Origin of the sequence: Treponema sp. UBA7567 (assembly GCF_002476655.1) — a bacterium.
GTDB lineage: Bacteria > Spirochaetota > Spirochaetia > Treponematales > Treponemataceae > Treponema_D.
This window is the reverse complement of sequence record NZ_DLLH01000054.1, coordinates 1-7,593: the sequence shown is the minus strand read 5'-3', so window position 1 is coordinate 7,593 and position 7,593 is coordinate 1. Positions and strand designations below refer to the sequence as shown.

Sequence of the window (7,593 nt, the reverse complement as noted above, 5' to 3'; positions counted from 1 at the left end):
GTGCCAGCCCGCCTTTTGGCCTCTTTTTCGCGCGCTGTGCTCCTGCCTTTTGTTGTTTTTGTATTTAACTTTCTGTTAAAAAAAGTCTTTTAATTTACAATTCGGGTTTGCAGGGATATAATATTTATATGACAGATTTACTTACTGATTCGGAATTTGAAAAATTTCGCAAAATTATTTACGACAAGAGCGGTATTACTTTTTCGGCAACAAACCGTTCGATTCTTGATTCGCGCTTAAAGGAGAAATTGCGCGAAAAAAATCTGGCTTCGGTTCAGGATTATTATAATTTGATTATGTCTGATGAAGGCGAAATGAAAACGATGCTCGATTCTGTTACTACTAATTTGACTCGTTTTTTTAGAAACCAGCCGCATTTTGATGCTCTTGTTCATTATGTAATTCCTCATATTATTGAAGAAAAAAAGAAAACTGGCGGAACTGTTATTAAGATTTGGAGCGCCGGCTGTTCTACTGGCGAAGAACCTTATACGATTGCAATGATTCTAAAAAGTCTCTTGCCGCCGCCTTATACTTTCCAGATTACGGCTTCTGATATTTCTTTGAAGTCACTAATGGTTGGTCAGCAGGGATTCTATCCGGAATCTAGAATTCAGGGGATTCCTCCAGAATATTTGTCAAAGTATTTTATAAAAACAGAGAACGGTTATCAAGTTTGTAAGGAATTGATTTCTACAATAAAATTCGACTACCACAATCTTAGAAATGATTCTGGTATGAGAAATCTTGATGTTGTTTTTTGCCGTAACGTTTTGATTTATTTTGACGAAGCAGCTCAGAAAGCGTGCATTGATAGATTTTGGGACGCTATGGGCAAGAAATCTTATCTTTTTATCGGTCATTCTGAATCGCTCTTTGGAATGGATACGAAATTCGAATTTTTAAAGACAGACTGGGCGTGTCTTTATCAGAAAAACTTATAGAAAAAGATTATTTTTGCTTATACGAATTTGATTTGTGGCTCTTTGAAAATATATTTTTGTTTGAGCGCGCATTTTTTTTCGATTTAGTTATGGGAGATTTAAAAATGGACGACATTTCGGTTTTGGTTTGTGATGATTCTGCGTTAATGAGAAATGTTATTTCGCGGGTGATTGACAATACTCCTGGAATGAAAGTTATTGATAAGGCGATGAACGGGCAATTCCTTATAAGCAAACTGGAATATACAAAGCCTGATGTTATTATTTTGGATATTGAAATGCCTGTTATGACGGGAATTGAATATCTTCGCTATCGTAAAGAACATGGTCCTGATATTCCTGTAATCATCTTGTCTTCTATCGCTGAAAAAGGCGCTGCCGTAACTATGGAAGCTCTTGAACTTGGTGCCTGCGATTTTATTACCAAGCCAAACGGTTCTGTTTCTGTAGATATAAACTCTGTTGCTGACCGTCTGATTGAAATGATTGCTTCTTATGGCGGAGCTCAGGCGCGTTTTAATGGAAAAAATGTTTACAGCACTGATTACTACATTCGCTTGAATTCGGAGCGGGCGATTGAAAGAAAACTGCATGAGGCTCTTGGCGATAAAGCTAAAGATGTCGTAATTCCTCCTCCGAAGCCTATTCCAAAAGATTTTGAAACTTTTATTCCTCGTGAAAAGAAAAATATTGTTGCTATTACTCCGTTGCATGCTCCTGGAAAAATTAAACTGATTGCGATTGGGATTTCGACTGGCGGCCCTAATGCGTTACGTGAAGTTTTTGCAAATATCAATCCTGGGGTTAGACAGCCAATTATGGTTGTTCAGCATATGCCTGCTGGTTTTACAAAAGAATTTGCTGCAAGTCTTGACAGAATTTGTCCTTTGAGTGTTAAAGAAGCGGAAGATAAGGATGTTCTTGAAGAAGGTCATGTCTATATTGCTCCGGGTGATTTTCATATTGTGGTTGAAAACAATGGGTTTGGAAAATATCAGATTCGTACAAACCGGTTGCCTCAAAGAAATGGACACAGACCTTCGGCAGATGTTATGTTTGAGTCTGTTGCAAAGGTTTTTAAGTACAATGCTCTTGGTGTAATTATGACCGGCATGGGAAAAGACGGTGCTGTTGAGCTTGCAGAAATGCGTAAGCAGGGTGCGTGGACTTTGGGACAGGATGAAAAATCTGCCATTGTTTATGGAATGCCACGTGTTGCATGGGAACTTGGCGCTGTTCAAAAACAGGTTGCCTTAGACAAGATGGCTGAAGAAATAAGCAGTCTGGCAATGGCAAATTATTAAAATAAAAATTTAAAACCAAAAAAGCGATGATTGAGCTTTGTGTGAGCTGTATCACTCATCGTTTTTTTTATATTTTTTGCTTTATTATTGGCGACAATGGTATGAATGTTGCTCTGCTAAAGATAAAGATTGCCAGTTCGCCTAAGATAAATGCTGAAAATCCTGTCAAAAACCTTATAGTTTCGTTAAATTGAATATTTGCTGGAAAATTTGCTATTTTAAACAGAATAGGGGCAAAATCAAGAGCAAGAATGCAAAGTGCTATGGGCAAGAAAAGTGCACAAAGCCCCTGTAAAATTCTGACTGGCTTTTTTAAGGCTATTCTGACGATATTTCCTTCTTCGAGATTAAAATTCTTTATATTTAATGCGGTAAATGTCTTTGTACTGTGCCTGCATGTTCTTATAGAAGGGCAGTTTATGCAAGCTGACGAAAAAACTGAAGCCAATAAAACTTTTTGAGAATTTTGCGAAACAGAAATGACTCTAGCAAAATTAAGCATTTGTTTGTCCGTAATTTTTGATTGTTTTTAACTGAGCATCGCAGAGTTTGTAGCCGACTTTATTGCCTGTTTCTTCATATGTGTCGCGTAAGTTAAAGAGTGCGTCATAATAATATGGATCGATTGTAATTGCCTGTTCAAAGGCTTCGGAAGCGTTTTCGTATTTTTCGAGATTAAAATATATTACACCGAGTGTGTTCCAGAGTCTTGAATTGTTGCAGTTGTTTTCTAGTCCTTTATGGCAGAATTGCAACGCTTCTGTTGTAAGACCTATGTTAAAATCAATTAAAGCAAGCGTTTCGATTACTTGATCATCTTCGGCTTCGATTGAATAGGCCTTGTCCAAAGATTCTTTTGCACGCAAAAGGTCGCCTGTGTCGCGGTAAGTAACGCCAAGATTGTACCAAAGCCGATAGTTGTTTTTTTCCAAGGTAATTGCTTTTTGAAAACATGCAATCGCTTCTTGATATTCGCCGTTGGCTGCAAGTTTTATTGCCTGAGAATTAAGTTGTGAAACATTTTCTTTTTTTGCCGGCATATTTTTACTTCCGTTTTTGCTGTGGTTAACGCATTGAATTGAAAAGCTCTTCAATCAAGGTGCCTATTTCTGTTTTACTTCCGTAAAATAGTGCAAGCTCCTGACTTTTTTGTGTTACAAGTTCAGAACCTTTTTTTGCCGCCTGCTCAACCGCTCCGCTCTGTGTTAAAAGCTGAATTGCTTTTTCGACGGCTGGGCTTTCTATTCCTTCATTTTTTGCCTGAGTAAAATACTGGGCAAGTATTTTTTCGTTCTGCGGATTTTTTTGCAGATGCAGAAGCACTGGCAGAGATTTTTTGCCTTCGACAATATCATCTCCGCGTTTTTTGCCTGGATTTCCGGTTGTAAGGTTTTTTACATCGTCAATAATCTGGAATGCAACACCAATATCCTGAGCGATTTTTCCAGCTTCTTCGATTTCTGAATCAGTTCCGCCTCCTGCAAGAATTCCGAGTTTGACTGCAAGGCGTGCGAGAGTTCCTGTCTTGTTACGAACCATGGCTGTATATTCTTCGGTTGAAGGAATTAAGTCTGGATTTCTGTGCCATTTAATGTCCATTGCCTGGCCGAGGTGCAAAAGCCGCAGTTCCTGCAGAAAAAGTTCATAGAGACGCAATTTTTCGTCGGAAGACAGACTTAACGCTTTTATTGCGGTTGCTGCTTCAAAATAGAGCCAGCTCCCTGCGTTTATGGCAACGTCCATTCCGTAAGAAATATGTGCGCAAGGTTTTCCGCGCCGCGTGTCTGCTCCGTCTTCTATATCATCGTGAATAAGGCTTGCTGTGTGTGCAAATTCAACTAGCGGAGTTAAACCGTAGGCTTTTGTTGAATCTACATCTGTTTTTTTTGCCTGGGCTGTCATTTGCGCGCAGAGCACGAGAAGCAATGGCCGCCACCTTTTTCCGCCAAGCGAAACTAAGTGTGCGCAAGGCTGGGTTAAAACCGAAATATGTTCCTGATTTATGCACGAATCTATTTTTCCGAAAGACAGTTCTTTCCAGCTGTCATTAAGTTCTTGCGGCAGAATTTTTTGTAGAGAGAGTTCAATTTGTTCAAGTCGAGATGTAAATTCTTGTTTCATAGCTTTATTATAACTCAAAAACAAAATTTTGTGTACGAGTGATTTTGATTTGCGTGAAGGATTGGAAGGGCGGCTTATGAAGCCGTTGCGGAGCGAAGCGTAGCAATGCAGGCGGAAGCCGGAACCCTGGAAAGCCTGACGGCAATTTTTTGCCGGCACGCCCCTTAAAAATCCAAAAAAAAGCGGTAAACTTTCATTTACAAAACAGTAAAAAAATGAGTAAAATTTGCCGATTAAGAATTATGGCATCGAACAGTTATGAAAAGCCGGATTTTTGGTCGCAAAAAGCTTTTTCGGAAGGCTATCCTGCGCGTTCGGTTTATAAATTAAAAGAAATTGACGAAAAATTTCATATTCTCAAAAAAAACAGCAGGGTTTTGGATTTGGGAGCGGCCCCTGGAAGCTGGACGACCTTTTTGCTCAGAAATTTAAGTCCGGAAAGCAAGGTTGTTTCCTGCGATTTGAATACTCTTGCAAAAGATGTCAAGGGCGACAATCTTGTTTTTATTCAGGGCGATTTAACTGACAAAGCTATTTTGGAAACTATAAAAAAAGAAGGTCCTTTTGATCTTGTGGTTTGCGACGCAGCTCCTAAAACAACAGGTAACAGAATTGTCGATACTGCGCGTTCTCAGGGGCTTGTAAAAATGGCGATTTATTATGCCCAGACAATGTTGCGCCCGGGCGGAAATTTTGCTGTAAAGGTTTTTCAGAACGGAGACCAGCAGGCGCTCTTAAAAATGATGCGCGAAATTTTTACCTCTGCAAAAGGTTTTAAGCCTGTTGCCTGCCGTGCCGAAAGTTTTGAAACTTATCTTATTGGAATAAATAAAAAAAATGTTTAAGGCTGTTTTTTTGCTTTGCAATTGCATCTGTCAATTGCATTGCTTGTATTATAGACAGGATAAAAATGAAATTTAAAAATACTGATTTTGCTGGTTTTAAAAAGAAAATTTTTAGCATGAAAGCTCTCGCCTGTTTTTCTGTCGCCGCGGCTTCTTTTTGTGTTGTTTTGACGGCTGGACTTCTTTTACAGCCTGAAAAGCAGGAAGAAAACGGGCAGGGAGGTTTTGAAACTCCTGGTTTGCCTGTTGTTTCGGAAAGCGAAGTTGCTCTTGCTGAAGAAGAAAATTTGAACTTGAGCGAGATTTGCTATATTTCTTACCGCGTACATTCTGGAGATATGATTAGCGTTATTGCGTCAAATTTCGGAATTACGGAAGATACCATAATTTCTGTAAACAATATCCGTTCTTCAAGGCTTTTGCAGATTGGAACTTATTTAAAAATTCCTTCGATTCCAGGAATTCTGTACACTGTGCGCAAAGATGGAGAGACTTCTCTTTCGATTGCTGAAAAATATAAGATTGACAATGCAAAACTCTGCGCAGTGAATAAGGTTTCGGAAAGCGACTCTCTTTCTGCTGGAACAATGCTTTTTTTGCCGGATGCTCATCTGGATTGGGTTACCCGCCAGGAAATTAACGGAGATTTGTTTAAAAAACCTGTTCATGCAAGATGGTATATGTCTTCCGCCTTTGGATGGAGAAAATCGCCTTTTACAGGAGCGCGTTCTTATCATAGCGGAGTAGATATGGCCTGTCCTCAGGGAACTAGAATTTATGCGGCAATGGACGGAAAAGTAACATCTACTGGTTTTAACAACACTTACGGAAATTACGTGATTGTAACGCATCATTCTGGTTATAAAACACTTTACGGACACATGAGCGCAATTGCAGCTGTAAAAAATCAATACGTAACTCAAAATTCTGTAATCGGTTATGTAGGAAGTACAGGCTTGAGCACAGGACCGCACTTGCATTTTACAGTTTTTAAAAACGGCAAGCAGATAAATCCGCAGAATTTATGGAATTAGACGGCAGCTTTTCCGGCTTTTCGCCCTTCCGCTGTTCGTTCCATTTGAGCGGCGTTAAGCCGCTCAAACTGACGGGGCTTCAATCCGGGCTGTATTAAACATTTTTTTATAAAATCAAAAAATCTGTAAAATAAAGCCTTTGAATTTTCTGCAAAATCAAAATCGAATTCAATTTTTCTAAAATTTCTGAATTTATTTTTTCTTCGTTTTTTTTTGCCAGTTCTTCGGCTGTCCGTTCAGAAAAATAATTGAGTATTATTTCGCGCATTTTTGCCAGATTTCGGTCTAATTCTTCGTAAAATGCCTGGTCGTCGCTGTATTCAATGTAAGGCGTTATAAGCACGATTTTTGTTTTTCCGTTTTTGCCGGGTTTTGTTGCTGCGCGCAGTTTTCCGATTTTTGTAAAAGCCTTGTTGTTTTGAGAAGAAGAGCTTTTAAACTCTGCCTGATTTAAAAATATTTTTTCGCTGTCTGGCAATGTGTATTTAGTTTTGTTTTTTGAGCGCAAAATTGAAAAAGTAATTCCTGTAAAAAAAACAATCGCTGCGAGAAAAACTAATATTCCTGTTAAAATTTTATTCAATTTGTTCATATTATTCTTTTGTTTCTGAGCCGGCATTTAATTCAAAAATGGCTCTAAAATTGAGTAAAGCCTGTTTTTTGTTCTTTTTAAATTTGGAGAATTTTCGTTTGATTCTGCTACAAAAATTGAATTTCCGTAAGTCTTTTGTTCTTCCTGCGAAATAGAAAATTCCTTCCCAATTCGTGCCTTTACGTGGATTCCGTCGGCAAGCCATTCTTCTGTGAGCAAGATGCCGTTTTTGCGGATATCGTTTAAAAGCGCGTGTTTTTCTGTTGGAATTATCAGGTTTTGGACTTTGCCTAAGAGGCTGTCGCAGATTTTTTTAGTGAGCTGCTCAAACCCGGCATGATTTAAAGCGCTTATTTTTACCGCATTGCTGAATCCGGCATAAAGCCGGACTGCCTGCGGACTTTCCTCTTCGAGAGAATCTGTTTTGTTCAGGACGATTATTCGCTTTACCTTATCTGCTTTTATTTCTTCAAGAACAGAAACGACTGTTTTGTATTGCTCAAAAACATTCGGATCGCTGGAATCAAGAACGATTAGCTGTAAATCTGCGTTTTTTGCTTCTTCAAGAGTTGATTTAAAGGCGTTTACAAGAGAATGCGGCAGGTTTGAAATAAATCCGACTGTGTCCGTAAGAAGAATAGAGCCGCCTTCTTTTAAGTTGAGCCTTCTTGTTGTTGGGTCGAGGGTTGCAAAAAGCTTGTCTTCGACAAAAACATCTGCTCCGGTGAGTGCGTTGAGCAGCGTTGATTTTCC

At 39.0% G+C, this 7,593-nt stretch carries 9 protein-coding genes; 4 read left to right on the top strand and 5 right to left on the bottom strand.

The window, feature by feature from the left end; translation table 11 throughout:
- The first annotated feature begins 128 nt into the window (after window positions 1–128).
- Both B3Y13_RS06865 and B3Y13_RS06860 read left to right on the top strand, forming a co-directional pair.
- Complete coding sequence (locus B3Y13_RS06865; protein ID WP_288518496.1) at window positions 129–944, top strand: CheR family methyltransferase; 816 nt, start codon at window positions 129–131, stop codon at window positions 942–944.
- 104 nt (window positions 945–1,048) lie between these two features.
- Window positions 1,049–2,248 (top strand): protein-glutamate methylesterase/protein-glutamine glutaminase, encoded by a 1,200-nt coding sequence (locus tag B3Y13_RS06860; protein ID WP_296020340.1) that lies wholly within the window; start codon window positions 1,049–1,051, stop codon window positions 2,246–2,248.
- Window positions 2,249–2,315: 67 nt separating this feature from the next.
- Here B3Y13_RS06860 and B3Y13_RS09920 read toward each other — a convergent pair whose 3' ends face one another.
- The 3 genes from B3Y13_RS09920 to B3Y13_RS06850 are packed head-to-tail and all read right to left on the bottom strand — an operon-like array spanning window position 2,316 to window position 4,369.
- Window positions 2,316–2,750 carry a SoxR reducing system RseC family protein gene (locus B3Y13_RS09920; RefSeq protein ID WP_296666737.1) on the bottom strand — a complete coding sequence of 145 codons (435 nt, stop codon included), beginning with the start codon at window positions 2,748–2,750 and terminating at the stop codon, window positions 2,316–2,318.
- Window positions 2,743–3,288: a tetratricopeptide repeat protein gene (locus B3Y13_RS06855; RefSeq protein ID WP_296020323.1), complete on the bottom strand. Its 546-nt coding sequence runs from the start codon at window positions 3,286–3,288 to the stop codon at window positions 2,743–2,745. The genes B3Y13_RS09920 and B3Y13_RS06855 overlap by 8 nt, the downstream gene beginning before the upstream one ends.
- A 25-nt stretch (window positions 3,289–3,313) precedes the next feature.
- The gene (locus B3Y13_RS06850) at window positions 3,314–4,369 is read right to left on the bottom strand and encodes an FPP/GGPP synthase family protein (RefSeq protein ID WP_296693554.1); all 1,056 of its coding nucleotides are present in this window, start codon (window positions 4,367–4,369) and stop codon (window positions 3,314–3,316) included.
- Between the two features lie 242 nt (window positions 4,370–4,611).
- On the opposite strand from B3Y13_RS06850, the gene B3Y13_RS06845 reads away from it, so the two are divergent.
- Both B3Y13_RS06845 and B3Y13_RS06840 read left to right on the top strand, forming a co-directional pair.
- The gene (locus tag B3Y13_RS06845; RefSeq protein ID WP_296666742.1) at window positions 4,612–5,214 is read left to right on the top strand and encodes an RlmE family RNA methyltransferase; all 603 of its coding nucleotides are present in this window, start codon (window positions 4,612–4,614) and stop codon (window positions 5,212–5,214) included.
- 65 nt (window positions 5,215–5,279) lie between these two features.
- The gene (locus tag B3Y13_RS06840) at window positions 5,280–6,248 is read left to right on the top strand and encodes a M23 family metallopeptidase (protein WP_296666744.1); all 969 of its coding nucleotides are present in this window, start codon (window positions 5,280–5,282) and stop codon (window positions 6,246–6,248) included.
- A 106-nt stretch (window positions 6,249–6,354) separates the two neighbouring features.
- On the opposite strand, the gene B3Y13_RS06835 is transcribed toward B3Y13_RS06840, so the two are convergent.
- Together B3Y13_RS06835 and B3Y13_RS06830 are read right to left on the bottom strand one after the other, a co-directional pair.
- Window positions 6,355–6,840 carry a flagellar basal body-associated FliL family protein gene (locus B3Y13_RS06835; RefSeq protein ID WP_296693551.1) on the bottom strand — a complete coding sequence of 162 codons (486 nt, stop codon included), beginning with the start codon at window positions 6,838–6,840 and terminating at the stop codon, window positions 6,355–6,357.
- Between the two features lie 27 nt (window positions 6,841–6,867).
- Window positions 6,868–7,593 (bottom strand): GTPase (locus B3Y13_RS06830; RefSeq protein WP_296693548.1); only part of this gene is annotated, 726 nt, incomplete at its 5' end.